Origin of the sequence: Enterobacter sp. KB-221C9 (genome assembly GCF_041320715.1) — a bacterium.
Classification (GTDB): domain Bacteria; phylum Pseudomonadota; class Gammaproteobacteria; order Enterobacterales; family Enterobacteriaceae; genus Enterobacter; species Enterobacter asburiae_D.
In genome coordinates, this window is the sequence record NZ_JBGIWG010000001.1 from 363154 (window position 1) to 380314 (window position 17161).

Consider the following 17161-nt stretch of genomic DNA (forward strand, 5'->3'; position numbering starts at 1 on the left):
AGCAGCTCTGCGGCCTGAAAAAAGCCCGGTGGCGCTAACGCTTACCGGGCCTGCAAGGGCGAGAATGCAGCGAAAGCTTAAATCACACCCTGCCCAATCATCGCATCCGCCACCTTCACGAATCCGGCGATATTCGCTCCGCGCACGTAGTTGGTTTGCGATGCCTCGCCGCCGTATTCCACGCACGCATGGTGAATATCCAGCATGATATGGTGCAGGCGCGCATCCACTTTCTCCGCCTTCCAGCCGAGACGCGCGGCGTTTTGCGCCATCTCGAGGCCGGAGGTCGCCACGCCGCCCGCGTTGGCGGCCTTGCCCGGCGCAAACAGCACGCCCGCTTCCAGGAACAGGTCCGTCGCGTCGATGGTGGTCGGCATATTCGCCCCTTCGGCCACCGCTTTTACGCCGTTGCTAATCAATGTACGCGCGGCTTCAACATCCAGCTCGTTCTGCGTGGCGCACGGCAGGGCGATATCCACCGGCACGCCCCACGGCTGTTTACCCTCCAGGTAGGTCAGGCCAAGCTCCCGGGCATAATCCGCCACGCGACCGTCGCGGCTGGCTTTGATTTCACACAGGCGCGCCAGTTTCTCTGCCGTGAAGCCCGCTTCATCCACCACCGTGCCGCTGGAGTCAGAGGCGGTCACCACGCGAGCGCCAAACTGCATCGCTTTCTCAATCGCGTACTGCGCCACGTTACCGGAACCGGACACCGCGACGCGCATGCCTTCAAAGCCTAAACCGTGACGCTTGAGCATGGCCTCGGTGAAGTAAACCAGGCCGTATCCAGTCGCTTCCGGGCGGATCAGACTCCCGCCAAACGACAGCCCCTTGCCGGTAAAGACGCAGGCGCTGTTGTTGGAGAGCTTTTTCATCATCCCGGCCATAAAGCCCACTTCACGACCGCCCACGCCGATGTCACCGGCAGGCACGTCGGTGTCAGGACCAAGGTGGCGATAGAGTTCGGTCATCAGCGCCTGACAGAAGCGCATCACTTCGCCTTCGCTTTTGCCTTTCGGGTCGAAATCGCTGCCGCCTTTGCCGCCGCCCATCGGGAGCGTGGTGAGCGCGTTTTTAAAGGTCTGCTCGAAGCCGAGGAATTTCAGAATCGACAGGTTCACGGACGGATGAAAACGCATCCCGCCCTTAAACGGGCCAATGGCCGAGTTAAACTGTACGCGCCACGCGCGGTTAACCTGTACCTGATTGCGATCGTCAACCCACGTCACGCGGAACTGGATCACGCGCTCTGGCTCGACGAGGCGTTCAAGCAGCGACATCTGGCGATAACGCGGGTTTTGTTCAAGGAAGGGCCACAGGGTTGTCATAACTTCTCGTACGGCCTGCGCGAACTCGCTTTGGTGCGGGTCGCGCTGCTGAACATGGGCAAGGAAACTTTCCAGAGAGCGTGTCTGATCCATAGATATAAGAACCTCTTATCGTATTTTATGTGTATTACTTATGCGATTTGTGTTGTTTTTTTGACTATACCACCCGTACCGCTTTGTGAGGCAAGCAGAAATGTATGCCGAAAGGGAAATTAATGAGAGCGTGGGCGTCATAACCAAAAGCGATGAAGAGATAAATTAAAGGTTCCGCTCTGGTTTACCGTTATAGTCATTATCAAGGAACTACAGGAAGATGTGTCTATGAAACGTTATCTACTCACCGCGCTGTGTGCGATCTTTGCCGCAGGCGTGCAGGCCAACCCCATTCTCCCGGACGTAGAGGTGAATGTGCCGCCGGAAGTGTTTAGCTCCAGCGGCCAGAATCAAACGGTGCAGCCCTGCAATCAGTGCTGTATCTATCAGAATCAGAACTACTCGGAAGGAGCCGTTGTGAAAGCGGACGGCATTCTGCTGCAGTGCCAGCGCGACGAGCGCGCCATCAGCACAAACCCGCTGGTCTGGCGTCGCGTAAAACAATAAACGCTTCCAGCAGCGGAATATCCGCGGGGGCTAAGGCGTAGCCAAACGCCTCTTCCGGCGTACACCACGCGAGCGCGCTGTGGTAGTGCGCCGTGAGCTCGCCGCGAAAAGCAGGAACGTGCCAGGCATGCAGGTTGATCAACCGCTGCGACACTTCCCGCTGGTGGCTTGCCACGTATTGCCCCGGCAGGGCGTCAATGCCCAACTCTTCACGCAGCTCGCGGATAAGCGCTTCTGGCTGGGTTTCTCCGGCCTCGACTTTACCGCCTGCGAATTCCCACATTCCCGGCTGGTCTGCATGGGCAGGGCGCTGCGCCAGTAAAATATTGCCGTCTTTTTCGATGATGGCGGCAACGACATCGAGTGTTTTCAGCATGGTCGTCAATAATTGATAGCGAAAAAAGACATATTATCGTGCCCTTTCTCAGAGTCCAGTAATCAGGAGAATCAGGTGAAAGAGACCACCGCCTGGGTTGCCCCCCTCGAAACCCTTCCCGCCAGCCTTAAACCGATTGCCGCCATGCAGAAAAAGCATTTTGGCGCGGTGCTGAATCCCACCCGCTGGTGGGGGCGCATGCCGCGTCTGTTCTGGCTGGTGGCGCTGTTTGTCGGTTTTCTGGAGCGCCGTCACGCGCGACTGACGCCCGTGCTTCGTTCGCTGCTCATGACGCGGGTGTCCCAGCTCTGTCACTGTGCTTTCTGTATTGATGCCAACAGTCTGCGGCTGGCCGAGCGCTGCGGCGCGCTGGATAAGGTTCAGGCCGTGGGCAACTGGCATGACTCCGCCTTGTTCACCGAGCAAGAGCGCGCGGCGCTGGCCTACGCCGAGGCGGTAACCGCCACGCCGCCCCGGGCGGATGAGGCTATCAGAACGACGCTGAAACGCCACTTCACGGACGAGGCAATCACCGAGATGACGGCGCTCATTGCGTTTCAGAATCTCTCCGCCCGCTTTAATGCCGCGCTGGATATTCCGGCGCAGGGGCTGTGCGCCACGTTTAACGAGACTCCCCATGCTTGACCGCCACCTGCACCCGCGGGTAAAGCCCGTGCTGAATCGTCTGGTTTCCGTGCTGGATAAGCCGGGTATCACGCCCGACGGAGTCACCCTGACCGGGTTTGCCGTCGGCGTGCTGGCGCTGCCGTTTCTGGCCCTCGGCTGGTATCCGGCGGCGCTGGTCGCCATCGTGCTTAACCGCCTGCTGGATGGCCTGGACGGCGCGCTGGCGCGCCGGAGAGGGCTGACCGATGCGGGGGGATTTCTCGATATCGCGCTCGATTTTCTGTTCTACGCCCTGGTGCCGTTTGGCTTTGCGCTCGCGGCTTCCGCAGAGAATGCGCTGGCGGCCGCCTGGCTGCTGTTTGCGTTTATCGGTACCGGCAGCAGCTTTCTGGCGTTTGCGGCGCTGGCCGCGAAGCACGACATCGACAACCCCGGCTATGCGCACAAGTCGTTTTATTACATCGGTGGGTTAACGGAAGGGACGGAGACCATCGCGCTGTTCGTGCTGTGCTGCCTCTTCCCGGCACACTTTGCGCTATTCGCGTGGGTATTCGGCGCGCTGTGCTGGCTGACCACCACAACGCGCATCTGGAGCGGCTATGTGACGCTGAAGTCACTCAACCCTTAGAGCGCACTCTCCGGCCCGCGCGCGCCGGTGGTGACCGGGTTCTGCGGGTGACTGCTCCATTCGTACCAGCCGCCGTCATAGACGGCGACGTTTTTCCAGCCCATTGCCCGGGCGTACATAAAGGTTTCTGACGCCCGCCACCCGGTGCCGCAGTAAAACGCGACGTACTGTTCCGGCAGAATATTCCAGCGCTTCCACTGGGCGGCGATATCGTCAGCGCTGCGCATGGTGCCATCCGGGTTATGGAAGTCTTCCATATGGGTCGCGTCGCTGCCTGCGTGACCCCAGCGGGCACCGGCTATTTCACCTTTTGGCTTGATGTAGCTGTAGCCGCTGGTTTCGCCGATGAACTCCGGCCACGAACGAATGCTGACCAGGGAGGCATCCTGACGGTGCAGCATCCCGCGCGCCTGTTCCATATCGACCATCAGCTGCGGCTGGCCGGGGATCGGCGCGCCGAAGTCGGTGGCTGGCGCCACTTTGCCGGGCGTGCCGCGTTCAACCGGGAGGCCAGCATCTGACCACGCTTTCCAGCCGCCGTCGAGAATGCGCACATCCTTCACGCCCGCATACAGCATAATCTGCGCCACGCGCGCGGCGGCGTAAACGTCACGGCCATACAAAATGACGGTGGTGTCGTGACGGATCCCGTGCTTCGCCAGCATCGCTTTCAGCTTGTCGTCGGAGACTTTATTCCACAGCGGCTCGCTTTCCACCTCGTTGGTGTCGATGTAGCCCGCGCCGGGAATGTGGTTGAGCAGGTAAAACTTCGGTGCGCCCCAGGCGGCTTCAATCACTTTCCAGTCACCCGACGGCGCGGCGGTCACGGGTTTACCCTGCTGGAGGCGGTGGATCCACTGCGGGTAAACCAGCTGTTCAAAATGAGGCAGGCGCTGAAGGCGCTCGGGCGTCTGCAGCGCGTCGCTGAGCAGCGAGACGTGGCGGTATCCGGCTTTCTCCAGGCGGGACTTCACCGCCAGGTTATCGTTCTCGTCGCCGTACAGGGCGATGGCCGTCGCAGGCGTAAGCTGATGCTGTTTTGCCCAGCTCGCAATCTGCTCGTCGCTCATTGCGCCCAGCCAGGCGGCAGCAAGGTTGAGTGCGGCGGGTTCATGCCCGGAGGGGCCGCTGAGGGTCTGCGGCCAGCCGTTGTAAAACGCGCTGGGACGGGTGTCGACAGGCGTGCCGTGCTGCGCCTGAAGCTGAGGCAGCGTCATCGCGTTGGCCATATCAGCCGCCAGAGAGGAAAAGGAAGCGAGGCCGCAAAGCAGGGCCAGCGCGGTCAGTTGAGAAACACGTTTCATCGAATAACCTGACGTCAGTAAAAGAGGGGGGCATTGTCGTCTCTCCCGAAACGGAAAACCTTGCGTTAGCACATTATTGCCAGCGAGAGATCTCAATCAGCTCGCCGCCGGGCGGAATATCGTCCTCATCGTGCGTGACCAGCACCACAGGGATATTGCGCGCGCGGACGGCATCAAATACCCATGTCCGAAACGTCGTGCGCAACGTTTTATCGAGGCGGCTGAACGGTTCGTCCAGCAGCAGCGCCTGCGGCTCTGCGAGCAGGGCGCGCAGCAGGCTGACCCGGGCACGCTCCCCGCCGGAGAGGGTGGCCGGATCGCTGGCGTAATGACCGCTCAGCCCGGCGGAATCCAGCGCCTGCTCGACCGCTTCCCGACGCGCGCGCCCGACGATCCGCTCAGGCAGCGCCAGCAGCAAATTTTGCCCGACGCTGAACTGTTCAAACAGCAGCGCGTCCTGAAAGAGGATGCCCAGCCCGCGGGATCCAACGGGGAGGCTATCGCAGCGACGCGCGTCGAGCCACAGTTCGCCTTGCGCCTGAAAATTGTCTGACAGCGCGCCGACCATCCAGGCAAAAAGGGTCGATTTGCCGCTGCCGGACGGCCCCATCAGGGTAACGATCTCCCCGCAGGGAACGCAAAAATTGACCTCGCGGAAAAGCGGTTCGATGGTGAGATCTTTTACCTTCAGCATTATCGTAATCCTTGACGGTAGCGGCCCGCGAGCCGGGATAACAGTGCGGCAAGACCGAACACCGTGCCCGTGACCAGCAGTAATCCCAGCGCCCTGCTAGCGAGAATGGGGATGCTGCCCCCGCTGCTGAGCGCGACGGTTTCGGTGGTCAGCGTGGCGAAACGCCCCGCGCCAAGCCAGAGCGTTGGCATGTATTGCGCCATGCTAACGGAAAAACCGGTGGCAAAGGCCAGCAGCGCAGGGCGCACCAGCAGGGGGCATTTCAGCAGTAAGAATATTTTCGCCCGTCGCCAGCCGAGCGTTCTGGCGGTAAGAATAAGTCGGGGATCGATCCGCCGCCAGGTGGGTTGCAGAACCAGCAGCATCCACGGCAATACCCACAGCAGATGGCTCCAGAGCACGGCGGCATAGTGCCCGTCGAGTCCCAGACGCAAAGCAATATAGTATTGCCCGGTGACGAGCGGCAGCGCCGGAAGGGCAAGCGGTAACCACACCCACACTGCGCCGCGCTGCGGTCCCCATTCCAGCCAGAGAAAAATGACGATGAGGGCGATCAGGCTTGAAAGCAGGCCGAAGGAGAGGCTGGTACCCACGGGACCCACGTCGCCCCCTCGCGCCAGCATCAGCAGTACCGCGGCGCACAGGATGCCGCACGCGGGCAGTAACCCGCTGAATGCCCGCTCAGGCAGGACGCGCTGAGTCCGGGGGCGCGTCCCCGCGAGGTCCGGGATCGTGCGACGCCATGCTTTCCAGAGGCCGTACCCGAGGGCGGTAAGCGCGGCCAGCAGCAGGAGGAGAAGCAGGCACAGCAGCGTCCCTTTTGCCTGCTGCTCGGCGTCACCCTGGCTTAGCCACTGAAAGGCCAGCACGGCCAGGGTGGGCGGGTTGCCGGGCCCGAGAACGATCGCCACATCCACGACCGAAAGTGACCACGCCAGCACCGCCAGCATCACCGCGCCGAGGACAGGGGCGATCGCCGGAAGGATCAGCCAACTGAGCGTCTGAATACGCCCGTAGCCAAAGGTTTGCAGGAGGATCTTCTGCTGCGCGAGCCGTTTTTCCGGCAGTACGGCGTAAATGGCCCACAGTACAAACGCGCTCTCTTTGACCGCGAGCGTCAGGCCCAGCCCGGCGCCGTAGCGGTCAAACGGCGGCGAACAGACGGTGCAGATCTGATAAAACAGACCGCCCTCCGCAAACAGCAGTAACGCGCTGGTGGCGAACGCCACGTGGGGGATCGCCAATAGCCACGGCAGGCGGGTAGAGAGGCGTCGCCAGCGTTGACCGGGCCACAAAAGGCAGATAAGGAAAAGGGCAATCAGCAACGCCCCCAGCGTGGCGATGAGCGTTGAGACCAGCGTGGCAACGGTCGCCTGAGGCAGCTGCGGATCGTTAAGCAGCCGCTGCCAGTTTGTCACGGAAAACGCCGGTGCGAACAGCATGACGCTGGCGGGCAGGATCGGCAGATAAATCACCGCCATCGCCAGCCAGACAAGCCCGTTCAGCGGGTGCCGTAACGACGCAGCCATTCCTGCTCCAGCGCGTTCACCCAGGCGGACTGCGGCTCTGCAAGCACCTGCGGCAGCCCCTGAGGCGTATTGGCCAGCAGCTGTTTCGCGTCACCTTCGGGCAGCGCTTTCGCATTCAGTACGCTCGGGTCTCCCCAGATGGCCGGGTCGGCCTTGCGGATTTGCGCCTGCGGCGACAGCAGGAAATTCGCGACCACTTTTGCACCCGCGCTCGCGTCGGCATTGGCCGGGATAGCCACAAAATGGACGTTGCCGAGCATCCCGCTATGGAAACCAAAGCTGTAGCTGTCTGCAGGCAGTTCGCCGCTCGCCACTTTTTGCTGCGCATGCGCCGGGTTAAAGGTCAGCGACAGGTTCAGACTGCCGCTGGCAAGCAGGGCATCCATCCGCGCAGGTGAAGGGGGAAAGTCTTTGCCTTCGCGCCACAGCCGCGGGTGCAGCTTATCGAGGTAGGCCCAGAGCGGCGCCGTAACGTGGGTAAACGTTTCATCGGGCGCTTTTTGTAACGCCTCAGGGCGATCGGTGAGCGTCAGAAGCAGCTGCTCAAGAAATGCCGTGCCGGTAAAATCGGGCGGGCGAGGATAGCTGACCTTACCCGGGTGCTGCTGCGCGTAAGCCAGCAGCGCCTGAGGATCCTCCGGCGGCGTCGGCATGCTGGCTTTGCGGGCGATAAAGGTCAGCTGCGCGCCGCCCCACGGCGATTCGGCCCCGTCTGTGGGAACAGCAAAATCTTCCGTGACGGGTTTACGGGTATCGACATAGCGCCAGTTTGGCAACGTCTGCGCCCACCCGGTTTGCAGCAGGTTCGCCTCTTTTAACGTGCGGAAGTTTTCGCCGTTGACCCACAGCAGGTCGACCGAGCCGCTGGTCTTACGCCCCGCGGCGGCTTCGGTCTGAATACGTTTTACCGCATCGGCGGCGTCCGCCAGCGGGACGATTTTTAGGGTAATGGCATAGTGCGTTTGCATCTCACCGCTGACCCACTCAAGGTAGCGGTTGACCGCCGGATCGCCGCCCCAGGCGTTAAACCAGACGGTCTGGCCTTTGGCCTGTTGTTGGATAGCGTGCCAGCTCTCGGCGGCACACAGGGGGGCTGCCAGCAGCAGACCGGTCAGAAACGCGCAAAAACGCACACGGCGCATAATGCCTCACTTTTTAGCAGACGGGAGATAACGGGAAAACAGCCAGCGCGTCGCCAGCGGCAATAACCCCAGTAGTGTAAAGGCGATTAGCATGCCCGGCGACAAAATATCGCGCAGCGACGCCACTTTCCCCAGCTCGCGACCGGCGTTGAGAAAGACCACCGTCGCGGGCAGCATGGCGACCTGGCTGACCCACCAGTAGCGGCAGACTCCAATGCGGGTCAGCCCCATCAGCAAATTCACCAGGAAAAACGGGAACAGCGGCATCAGGCGCAGGGCAAAAAGATAGCCCGCGCCGTCATGCGCCATACCGGCGTTCACCGTTTTCATCTGCTGAGTAAACCGTCTCTGGACCCATTCGCGCAGCAGATACCGGCTGGCGAGCATCGCAAGCGTGGCTCCGAGCGTGGAGGCAAACGAGACCAGCACGGTGCCTTCCCACAGGGGAAATAGCGCCCCGCCCAGCAGGGTGAGGATCGCCGCCCCGGGTATCGACAGGGCGGAAACCGCCACATAGAGCGCAAAAAAGATCAGCGCGCTTCGTAGCGGCGCGTGGTCAACATGGGAGAGCAATGCCTGCTGGTGGGTTTTAATCCCGTCCAGGGAGAGCGTGCCTGGGGGAAGCATGACAAACGTCAGAATAAATGCGCCCAGAAGGGCGCACAGGAAAGCGATTTTTCGAATGTTCACGCGTCATTACAGCTTGAATTTAGCCCACACCGGCGCGTGGTCAGACGGTTTTTCCATGCTGCGGATCTCGTAGTCGATCCCGGTTTCGATGCAGCGCTCTGCCAGCGGCGAACTGGCCAGCAGAAGGTCGATACGCAGGCCACGGTTGTCGTCAAAGCCTTTTGAGCGGTAGTCAAACCAGGAGAAGCGGTCCTGCGTTTCCGGGTTGGCGTTGCGGAACGTATCCACCAGGCCCCAGCCCAGCAGACGATCCATCCACTCGCGCTCTTCCGGCAGGAAGGAGCATTTGCCGGTACGCAGCCAGCGTTTGCGGTTCTCTTCGCCAATACCAATATCGAGATCCGTCGGACTGATGTTCACGTCACCCATGATCAGCACCGGATTGTCTTTGTTGAGTTCGGTGGTCAGATAGTTCTGCAGATCCTGATAAAACTTGGCTTTGGCCGGGAATTTGGTCGGATGGTCGCGGCTTTCGCCCTGGGGAAAGTAACCATTAATCACGGTGATGTTCCCCAGCGGGGAAGGCAGCTCCGCCATGATGATGCGGCGCTGTGCTTCTTCGTCATCGCCGGGAAACCCGCGGCGGACGGAAACAGGCGTCTCTTTGGTCAACAGCGCAACGCCGTAATGGCCTTTCTGCCCATGATAGAAGACGTTGTAACCGAGTTTCGCCACCTCTTCGAGGGGGAACATGTCGTCGTGAACCTTTGTCTCCTGGAGACCGATCACATCTGGCTGATGTTGTTCAACGATAGCTTCAAGCTGATGAGGGCGGGCGCGCAGGCCGTTGATATTAAAAGAGACAAATTTCATAGTCGCTGCCAGTGCAAGGTGAATAGTGCATGGATGGTAGCAGAATTTGCGTCAACTGTTATCGGGTTCGACCAATAACTGCGACAGATAATGCCGGTGGTGCAATATTTGCACCATTCTGACGCGTCCCGCCCTCAAACGGGGCGTAAATGACCGATAAATTTCGCGAGCGATCACAATTCCAGAATTATATTTGGCCTGTGCATACTCTTTCTGATTTTCATGCGGCAAAGCGCCGCTTGTCGTAAAAATATTCACTTTTTATGCACTAACAGTGAATAACTCCATATTGTAACTTATTGATATTCTGTTACCTCAACCCGTTTATGCATTTTTATCGCTGGCTGGCACGAAGGCTGCAATCTACATTCACAGTGCAAACACTCAATTATTTAACATTCAAATAACTTTTTATTTACCGGATGAGGTCGCTATGTCTCTGTCAATTACGCGTGAAAATTTCGATGAATGGATGATGCCGGTTTACGCTCCGGCGGCTTTTATTCCGGTTCGTGGGGAAGGCTCGCGCCTGTGGGATCAGCAGGGTAAAGAGTATATCGACTTTGCAGGTGGGATTGCGGTCAACGCGCTGGGTCATGCGCACCCTGCGCTGCGTCAGGCGCTCAATGAGCAGGCGGCAAAGTTCTGGCATACCGGCAACGGTTTTACCAACGAGCCCGCGCTGCGCCTGGCCAAAAAACTGATCGACGCGACGTTTGCCGAAAAAGTCTTTTTCTGTAACTCGGGGGCGGAAGCCAACGAAGCGGCGCTGAAGCTGGCGCGCAAATATGCGCACGATAAATTTGGTACCCACAAGAGCGGCATCGTGGCGTTTAAAAATGCCTTCCACGGGCGCACGCTCTTTACCGTCAGCGCGGGCGGCCAGCCTTCATACTCACAGGATTTCGCACCGCTGCCGCCGGATATTCGCCACGGCATCTATAACGATCTGCAGTCCGCCAGCGAGCTGATTAACGACACCACCTGCGCGGTGATCGTCGAGCCGATGCAGGGCGAGGGCGGCGTGCTTCCGGCGCAAAAAGCCTTCCTGCAGGGGCTGCGCGAGCTGTGCGATCGCCACGACGCGGTGCTGATTTTCGACGAAGTGCAGACCGGCGTGGGCCGCACCGGCGAGCTGTATGCCTATATGCACTACGGCGTGACGCCGGACGTGCTTTCGACCGCCAAAGCGCTGGGCGGCGGCTTCCCGATTGGGGCGATGCTGACCACCGATAAATTCGCCAGCGTAATGACCGTGGGCACCCATGGCACCACCTACGGCGGCAACCCGCTGGCAACCGCCGTTGCCGGGCAGGTTCTCGACATCATTAACACGCCTGAGGTGCTGAAAGGCGTTAAGCAGCGTCACGACTGGTTTGTCGAGCGCCTGAATGCCATCAACAGCAAAACGGGGCTGTTTAAAGAAATTCGCGGCCTGGGGCTGTTAATCGGCTGCGAGCTCACCGCCGAGTTTGCCGGGAAAGCTAAACTTATTTCACAGGAAGCGGCAAAAGTGGGCGTGATGGTGCTGATTGCCGGTGCCAACGTGGTGCGTTTCGCGCCTGCGCTGATCGTCAGCGAGGAGGAGGTGCAAACCGGTCTGGACCGTTTTGCGCTGGCGTGTGAAAAGGTGAAATCCGGGGTGTCATCATGATGGTTATCCGTCCCGTTGAGCGCGGCGATCTCGCCGGGCTCATGCAGCTTGCCGGTAAGACGGGAGGCGGGCTAACCTCGCTTCCTGCCGATGAAAAAACGCTGTCGGTGCGCATTGAGCGCGCCCTGCAAACCTGGCAGGGGACGTTGCCAAAAAGCGAACAGGGGTATGTGTTCGTGCTGGAAGACACCGACACGGGAACCGTGGCCGGGATCTGCGCCATTGAAGTGGCCGTCGGGCTTAACGACCCGTGGTACAACTACCGCGTCGGCACCATGGTTCATGCCTCGAAAGAGCTGAACGTCTATAACGCGCTGCCCACGCTGTTTCTCTGTAATGACCACACGGGCGCCAGCGAGCTCTGCACGCTGTTCCTCGACCCGGCGTGGCGCAAAGAGGGCAATGGCTACCTGCTCTCCAAATCGCGCTTTATGTTTATGGCCACCTTCCGCGATCGCTTTAACGAAAAAGTGGTCGCTGAGATGCGCGGCGTGATCGACGATACCGGCTACTCGCCGTTCTGGGAGAGCCTGGGCGAGCGCTTCTTCTCGATGGAGTTCAGCCGGGCGGACTATCTTTGCGGCACCGGCCAGAAAGCCTTTATTGCCGAACTGATGCCGAAGCATCCTATCTATACCCATTTCCTCAGCCCGGAAGCGCAGGCGGTGATTGGCGAAGTCCATCCGCAAACCGCGCCTGCCCGCGCGGTGCTGGAAAAAGAGGGGTTCCGCTACCGGAACTATGTCGACATCTTTGACGGCGGGCCTACGCTTGAGTGCGACATCGACCACGTGCGCGCGATCCGTAAAAGCCGTCTGGTTGAGGTCTCTGAAGGCCAGCCCGCGCCGGGCGACTGGCCCGCCTGTCTGGTGGCGAACGAAAATTACGCCAATTTCCGCGCCATGCTGGTGCGTACCAACCCGAAATGTGAACGTCTGGTGCTGACGGCTGCAGAATTGGATGCCCTGAAATGTAACGCCGGCGATACGGTTCGCCTGGTGCGTCTCTGCCCTGAGGAGAAAACAGCATGACATTATGGATTAACGGTGACTGGGTAACGGGCGAAGGCGAAGAGCGCGTAAAAACCAATCCTGTTGGAAAAGAGGTGCTCTGGAAGGGGCATGACGCCAGCATCGCGCAGGTCGAACAGGCCTGCCAGGCCGCTCGCCGCGCGTTTCCGGCGTGGGCAAAACAGCCTTTCGCCGTACGTCAGGCGATTGTGGAGAAGTTTGCCGGGCTGCTGGAGGCAAACAAGGCTGAACTGACGCGCATCATCGCGTCTGAGACCAGTAAACCGCGCTGGGAAGCGACAACCGAAGTGACGGCGATGATCAACAAAATCGCCATTTCGGTGAAGGCGTACCACGCCCGCACCGGCGAACAGCACACCGACATGCCGGACGGCGCGGCCACGCTGCGCCACCGGCCGCACGGCGTGCTGGCGGTGTTTGGCCCCTATAACTTCCCGGGGCATCTGCCAAATGGCCACATTGTGCCCGCGCTGCTGGCGGGCAATACCGTTATTTTCAAACCGAGCGAGCTCACGCCATTCACCGGCGAGGCGGTGGTTAGGCTGTGGGAACAGGCCGGCCTGCCGCCGGGCGTGCTGAACCTGGTGCAGGGCGGGCGGGAAACCGGTCAGGCGCTGAGCGCGCTGAGCGATATCGACGGCCTGCTGTTTACCGGCAGCGCCGGTACGGGCTATCAGCTGCACCGCCAGCTGGCAGGGCAGCCGGAGAAAATTCTGGCACTGGAGATGGGCGGCAACAACCCGCTGATTGTGGAAGACCCTGACGATATCGACGCTGCGGTGCACCTGACGATTCAGTCCGCCTTTATTACCGCCGGACAGCGCTGCACCTGCTCCCGCCGTCTGCTGGTGAAACGGGGCGCGCAGGGGGATGCCTTCCTGAAGCGTCTGGTAGAAGTGAGCGCGCGTCTGGTGCCTGCCGCGTGGGATGCCGACCCGCAGCCGTTTATCGGCGGGCTGATTTCCGAACAGGCCGCGCTGAACGTGCTGAAGGCCTGGCAGGATCACGTCGCGCGCGGCGCGAAAACCCTGCTGGAGCCGAAGCAGGTTCAGCCGGGCACCTCTCTGCTGACGCCGGGCATTATTGAGATGAGCGGCGCGAACAACGTGCCGGATGAAGAGGTCTTTGGCCCGCTGCTGTGCGTCTGGCGCTATGACGATTTCGATGCGGCCATTGCGATGGCGAACAACACCCGCTACGGCCTGTCGAGCGGTCTGATTTCACCGCATCGCGAGAAGTTTGACCAACTGCTGCTGGAAGCGCGCGCCGGGATTGTTAACTGGAATAAACCGCTGACCGGGGCCGCGAGCACCGCACCGTTCGGCGGCGTGGGCGCGTCGGGCAACCATCGCGCCAGCGCGTGGTATGCCGCCGATTACTGCGCGTGGCCGATGGCGAGCCTGGAAACCCCTGCGCTGACGCTGCCGGAGACGCTTAATCCGGGGCTGGATTTTACCGGAGGGGATCGTCATGAAAGCGCGTGAAGTTAACTTTGACGGGCTGGTGGGGCTGACGCACCACTATGCCGGTCTCTCTTTTGGTAATGAAGCCTCGACGAAGCACCGTTTTCAGGTCTCGAACCCGAAGCTGGCGGCGAAGCAGGGGCTGCTAAAAATGAAGGCGCTGGCGGATGCCGGTTTCCCGCAGGCGGTGATCCCGCCGCAGGAACGCCCGAACGTGGCGGTATTACGTCAGCTCGGTTTCACCGGCAGCGATGAGCAGGTGGTTGAAAAAGCGGGTACGCAGACGCCGCACCTGCTCTCCGCGGCAAGCTCTGCCTCCTCTATGTGGGTGGCAAACGCGGCGACCGTCGCGCCGTCAGCCGACACGCTGGATGGCAAAGTCCATCTGACGGTGGCGAACCTGAACAACAAATTCCACCGCGCCACCGAAGCGGAAACCACCGAGCGCGTGCTGTGCGCCATTTTTAATCATGACGCCCATTTTGAGGTGCACCAGGCCCTGCCGCAGGTGGCGATGTTTGGCGACGAAGGCGCGGCTAACCATAACCGTCTGGGTGGCGATTACGGCGATCCTGGCGTGCAGCTGTTTATCTACGGGCGCGAGGAGGGCGGTCATTCCGCTCCTGTTCGCTATCCTGCCCGCCAGACGCTGGCAGCCAGCCAGGCGGTCGCCCGCCTGAACCAGGTCAATCCTTCACAGGTTATTTTTGCCCAGCAAAACCCGCATGTGATCGACCAGGGCGTGTTCCATAACGACGTAATTGCCGTCTCTAACCGCCAGGTGCTGTTCTGCCACGAGCAGGCGTTTGCCCATCAGGAGACGCTGCTCGCCACGCTGCATGAGCGCGTGCGCGGCTTCACGCCAGTCCAGGTGCCCACGGAGGCGGTGAGCGTACAGGACGCGGTAGAAACGTATCTGTTCAATAGCCAGCTGCTCAGCCGTGACGATGGCAGCATGATGCTGGTCCTGCCGCAGGAGTCCCGGGATCATAAAGGCGTGTGGCGCTACCTGACGGAGCTGGTGAAGGCCGATAACCCGATTGACGAACTGCGCGTGTTTGACCTGCGCGAAAGCATGGCCAACGGCGGTGGTCCAGCCTGTTTACGTCTGCGCGTGGTCTTGACCCAGGACGAAATGCAGGCGGTGAACCCGGCGGTCATGATGAACGATACGCTCTTTACGCGGCTGAATGACTGGGTCGATCGCTACTATCGCGATCGGCTAACGCAGGCGGATCTGGTTGACCCGCAGCTTCTGCGTGAAGGACGCGAGGCGCTGGACGCGTTATCGACAATCCTGCAGCTGGGATCGGTTTACCCGTTCCAGCGCTAAAGGAGTGGATATGGAAAATTTACTGGCGCTGACCCTGGCCGATGAGATGCCGGAACAGAAAGAGGGGGACGGCCCCTCATTTCGCTGGCGGTGGCTGGGGCGCGGGGTGCTTGAGCTGACGCCGACCGTAAAAAGCGATCTCTCGCTGCTGCTTTCAACGGGTATCCACGGGAATGAAACCGCACCCGTTGAGATTGTTGATCTGCTGCTGCGTGCGCTGTACCGCGATGAGATCGCCCTGACGTGCCGCGTGCTGGTGGTGCTCGGCAATCCACCTGCGCTGGCGCAAAACAAACGGTATCTGGTGAGCGACATTAACCGCATGTTCGGCGGCCGCTGGTCGCAGTTTCCGCAGAGCGATGAAACGGCGCGGGCAGAGTGGCTGGAGAACGTCGTGACCGCGTTTTTTGCCGCCGCGGGACCGGCGCGCTGGCATCTGGATCTGCATACGGCAATCCGCGCGTCTTACCACGTTCGCTTCGGCGTTCTGCCGCAGCGCAATCAGCCGTGGGATGAAGCGTTCCTGAGCTGGCTGGGTGACGCCGGGCTGGAGGCGCTGGTGTTTCACCAGTCGCCGGGCGGAACGTTTACCCATTTCACCTGTGAACATTTCGCTGCGCTGGCCTGCACGCTGGAGCTGGGAAAAGCGCTGCCGTTCGGCCAGAACGATCTGACCCGCTTTGCGCCTACGCATCTCGCCCTTCGGGCGCTGCTGGGAGGAAAGGCGCCCGAGCACGCGCATCAGCCCGTTGAGCGGTATCGGGTTGTACAGCAGATCACGCGCCGCAGCGATGCCTTTCAGCTCCACATGGCCGCGCACACCCTGAACTTCACACCGTTCCGCAAAGGGGCGCTGCTGGCGGAAGATGGCGAGGAACGTTACGAGGTGCAGAAAACCACCGAGTATGTTTTATTCCCTAACCCCACCGTCGCGTTTGGCCTGCGGGCCGGGCTGATGCTGGAAAAAATATCCTGAACCTTTCCCCTCTCATCATCCGGGAGGGGGAAGTAAAAAACTTTTCTTAACGATTAAAGCGCTTGCGCTTGTTTTGCGGAATATTCCTGGTGAATTGCTTTATTATTGATCTTCGCTTCGCTATACTTCTTCTAAATCGCTTTAAAATCATCGTATTGAATATTTTTTGTTGCAACTCTCCACGCTTTATCCTTATTTCCTCCACATTTGGCGAAAATTTGTTTTTTACACTTTCATTGTTTTACCGTTGCTCTGACTAATTGACGATAAACCCCGTAAAGTTAATCTCGTCAACACGGCATAGCGCCGAAGAATAACTGAAAGAAAGGAAATAAATTATGCGTAAGTTTACTGCACTGTTTGTTGCTTCTACCCTGGCTCTGGGCGCTACCAGCATGGCGTTCGCCGCAGATACTGCGACCACTACGACTGCCGCGCCTGCTGAAGGCAAAATGATGATGCATCATAAAGGTCCGGGTATGCACAACGAGATGATGATGTTTAAGGATCTCAACCTGACGGATGCTCAGAAGCAGCAGATCCGCGACATCAAAAAAAACGACCGCGACCAGATGAAACGTCCTCCGCTTGAAGAGCGCCGTGCGATGCATGACATCATCGCCAGCGACAGCTTCGATAAGGCGAAAGCCGAAGCGCAGATCGACAAAATGGCCGAGCAGCACAAAGCCCGCATGCTGGCTCACATGGAAACCCAGAACAAGATCTACAACATTCTGACCCCGGAACAGAAAAAACAATTTAATGCGAATTTTGAGAAGCGTCTGACAGAACGTCCGGCGATGGAAGGTAAAATGCCAGCACCAACCGAATAATCGGTTCACACTCTTAAGACCGCCGGGATCCTGTCCACAAAAGCGCAATCGCTGTGGACAGGACCGGCGGTTTTTCTTTCCTGCCCTCTTGCCTGCCGCCGCCAGCGCGGTATCCTCCTGTAGTCGCTTCAGAGAATGTT

General features: G+C 59.9%; 17 protein-coding genes. 9 read left to right on the forward strand and 8 right to left on the reverse strand.

Features of this window, described 5'->3' with window-relative positions:
* Positions 1-77: 77 nt before the first annotated feature.
* On the reverse strand, positions 78-1421 hold the full coding sequence (gene gdhA, locus AB8846_RS01760; RefSeq protein ID WP_202774384.1) for an NADP-specific glutamate dehydrogenase: 1344 nt from the start codon (positions 1419-1421) through the stop codon (positions 78-80).
* A 228-nt stretch (positions 1422-1649) separates the two neighbouring features.
* Between gdhA and AB8846_RS01765 the strand changes: the two genes are divergently transcribed.
* Positions 1650-1928, forward strand: coding sequence for a DUF1496 domain-containing protein (locus AB8846_RS01765; RefSeq protein ID WP_023335340.1), 279 nt, complete (start codon positions 1650-1652; stop codon positions 1926-1928).
* Here AB8846_RS01765 and AB8846_RS01770 read toward each other — a convergent pair.
* Complete coding sequence (locus AB8846_RS01770) at positions 1888-2304, reverse strand: pyrimidine (deoxy)nucleoside triphosphate diphosphatase (RefSeq protein WP_121423414.1); 417 nt, start codon at positions 2302-2304, stop codon at positions 1888-1890. The genes AB8846_RS01765 and AB8846_RS01770 overlap by 41 nt on opposite strands.
* Positions 2305-2379: 75 nt before the next feature.
* On the opposite strand from AB8846_RS01770, the gene AB8846_RS01775 reads away from it, so the two are divergent.
* Together AB8846_RS01775 and AB8846_RS01780 are read left to right on the forward strand one after the other, a co-directional pair.
* On the forward strand, positions 2380-2949 hold the full coding sequence (locus AB8846_RS01775) for a carboxymuconolactone decarboxylase family protein (protein WP_370731862.1): 570 nt from the start codon (positions 2380-2382) through the stop codon (positions 2947-2949).
* Positions 2942-3559, forward strand: a complete 618-nt coding sequence (locus tag AB8846_RS01780) for a CDP-alcohol phosphatidyltransferase family protein (RefSeq protein WP_370731863.1) — start codon at positions 2942-2944, stop codon at positions 3557-3559. The genes AB8846_RS01775 and AB8846_RS01780 overlap by 8 nt, the downstream gene beginning before the upstream one ends.
* Here the strand turns inward: AB8846_RS01780 and AB8846_RS01785 are convergent.
* From AB8846_RS01785 to xthA, 6 genes are all read right to left on the reverse strand, one after another.
* On the reverse strand, positions 3556-4863 hold the full coding sequence (locus AB8846_RS01785; RefSeq protein ID WP_370731864.1) for a sulfurtransferase: 1308 nt from the start codon (positions 4861-4863) through the stop codon (positions 3556-3558). The two genes, AB8846_RS01780 and AB8846_RS01785, sit on opposite strands and share 4 nt — an antisense overlap.
* Positions 4864-4936: 73 nt before the next feature.
* Entirely contained in the window at positions 4937-5557 is a 621-nt protein-coding gene (locus tag AB8846_RS01790; protein ID WP_370731865.1) for an ATP-binding cassette domain-containing protein, read from the reverse strand.
* Positions 5557-7086 (reverse strand): thiamine ABC transporter permease, encoded by a 1530-nt coding sequence (locus tag AB8846_RS01795; RefSeq protein WP_370731866.1) that lies wholly within the window; start codon positions 7084-7086, stop codon positions 5557-5559. Before AB8846_RS01795 ends, AB8846_RS01790 begins: the two co-directional genes overlap by 1 nt.
* Positions 7059-8219, reverse strand: a complete 1161-nt coding sequence (locus AB8846_RS01800) for an ABC transporter substrate-binding protein (RefSeq protein ID WP_370731905.1) — start codon at positions 8217-8219, stop codon at positions 7059-7061. Before AB8846_RS01800 ends, AB8846_RS01795 begins: the two co-directional genes overlap by 28 nt.
* A 15-nt stretch (positions 8220-8234) precedes the next feature.
* The gene (locus tag AB8846_RS01805) at positions 8235-8918 is read right to left on the reverse strand and encodes a TVP38/TMEM64 family protein (protein WP_370731867.1); all 684 of its coding nucleotides are present in this window, start codon (positions 8916-8918) and stop codon (positions 8235-8237) included.
* A gap of 6 nt (positions 8919-8924) precedes the next feature.
* A complete protein-coding gene (gene xthA, locus AB8846_RS01810) occupies positions 8925-9731 on the reverse strand; it encodes an exodeoxyribonuclease III (protein WP_370731868.1) in 807 nt (268 codons plus the stop codon).
* A gap of 433 nt (positions 9732-10164) precedes the next feature.
* On the opposite strand from xthA, the gene AB8846_RS01815 reads away from it, so the two are divergent.
* From AB8846_RS01815 to spy, 6 genes are all read left to right on the forward strand, one after another.
* On the forward strand, positions 10165-11385 hold the full coding sequence (locus AB8846_RS01815) for an aspartate aminotransferase family protein (RefSeq protein WP_063142887.1): 1221 nt from the start codon (positions 10165-10167) through the stop codon (positions 11383-11385).
* Entirely contained in the window at positions 11382-12416 is a 1035-nt protein-coding gene (astA, locus tag AB8846_RS01820; protein WP_370731869.1) for an arginine N-succinyltransferase, read from the forward strand. Before AB8846_RS01815 ends, astA begins: the two co-directional genes overlap by 4 nt.
* A complete protein-coding gene (astD, locus tag AB8846_RS01825) occupies positions 12413-13900 on the forward strand; it encodes a succinylglutamate-semialdehyde dehydrogenase (protein ID WP_370731870.1) in 1488 nt (495 codons plus the stop codon). The genes astA and astD overlap by 4 nt, the downstream gene beginning before the upstream one ends.
* Positions 13887-15212: an N-succinylarginine dihydrolase gene (astB, locus tag AB8846_RS01830; protein WP_370731871.1), complete on the forward strand. Its 1326-nt coding sequence runs from the start codon at positions 13887-13889 to the stop codon at positions 15210-15212. The genes astD and astB overlap by 14 nt, the downstream gene beginning before the upstream one ends.
* Before the next feature lie 10 nt (positions 15213-15222).
* Positions 15223-16188 (forward strand): succinylglutamate desuccinylase, encoded by a 966-nt coding sequence (gene astE, locus AB8846_RS01835; protein WP_370731872.1) that lies wholly within the window; start codon positions 15223-15225, stop codon positions 16186-16188.
* Positions 16189-16526: 338 nt separating this feature from the next.
* On the forward strand, positions 16527-17021 hold the full coding sequence (spy, locus tag AB8846_RS01840; RefSeq protein ID WP_370731873.1) for an ATP-independent periplasmic protein-refolding chaperone Spy: 495 nt from the start codon (positions 16527-16529) through the stop codon (positions 17019-17021).
* Positions 17022-17161: the final 140 nt, after the last annotated feature.

What these genes read in the sequence shown, in the direction of transcription:
- gdhA (WP_202774384.1), bottom strand. Translation starts at nt 1,421, where the DNA reads ATGGATCAGACACGCTCTCTGGAAAGTTTCCTTGCCCATGTTCAGCAG.
- AB8846_RS01765 (WP_023335340.1), top strand. Translation starts at nt 1,650, where the DNA reads ATGAAACGTTATCTACTCACCGCGCTGTGTGCGATCTTTGCCGCAGGC.
- AB8846_RS01770 (WP_121423414.1), bottom strand. Translation starts at nt 2,304, where the DNA reads ATGCTGAAAACACTCGATGTCGTTGCCGCCATCATCGAAAAAGACGGC.
- AB8846_RS01780 (WP_370731863.1), top strand. Translation starts at nt 2,942, where the DNA reads ATGCTTGACCGCCACCTGCACCCGCGGGTAAAGCCCGTGCTGAATCGT.
- AB8846_RS01785 (WP_370731864.1), bottom strand. Translation starts at nt 4,863, where the DNA reads ATGAAACGTGTTTCTCAACTGACCGCGCTGGCCCTGCTTTGCGGCCTC.
- AB8846_RS01790 (WP_370731865.1), bottom strand. Translation starts at nt 5,557, where the DNA reads ATGCTGAAGGTAAAAGATCTCACCATCGAACCGCTTTTCCGCGAGGTC.
- AB8846_RS01795 (WP_370731866.1), bottom strand. Translation starts at nt 7,086, where the DNA reads ATGGCTGCGTCGTTACGGCACCCGCTGAACGGGCTTGTCTGGCTGGCG.
- xthA (WP_370731868.1), bottom strand. Translation starts at nt 9,731, where the DNA reads ATGAAATTTGTCTCTTTTAATATCAACGGCCTGCGCGCCCGCCCTCAT.
- AB8846_RS01815 (WP_063142887.1), top strand. Translation starts at nt 10,165, where the DNA reads ATGTCTCTGTCAATTACGCGTGAAAATTTCGATGAATGGATGATGCCG.
- astA (WP_370731869.1), top strand. Translation starts at nt 11,382, where the DNA reads ATGATGGTTATCCGTCCCGTTGAGCGCGGCGATCTCGCCGGGCTCATG.
- astD (WP_370731870.1), top strand. Translation starts at nt 12,413, where the DNA reads ATGACATTATGGATTAACGGTGACTGGGTAACGGGCGAAGGCGAAGAG.
- astB (WP_370731871.1), top strand. Translation starts at nt 13,887, where the DNA reads ATGAAAGCGCGTGAAGTTAACTTTGACGGGCTGGTGGGGCTGACGCAC.
- astE (WP_370731872.1), top strand. Translation starts at nt 15,223, where the DNA reads ATGGAAAATTTACTGGCGCTGACCCTGGCCGATGAGATGCCGGAACAG.
- spy (WP_370731873.1), top strand. Translation starts at nt 16,527, where the DNA reads ATGCGTAAGTTTACTGCACTGTTTGTTGCTTCTACCCTGGCTCTGGGC.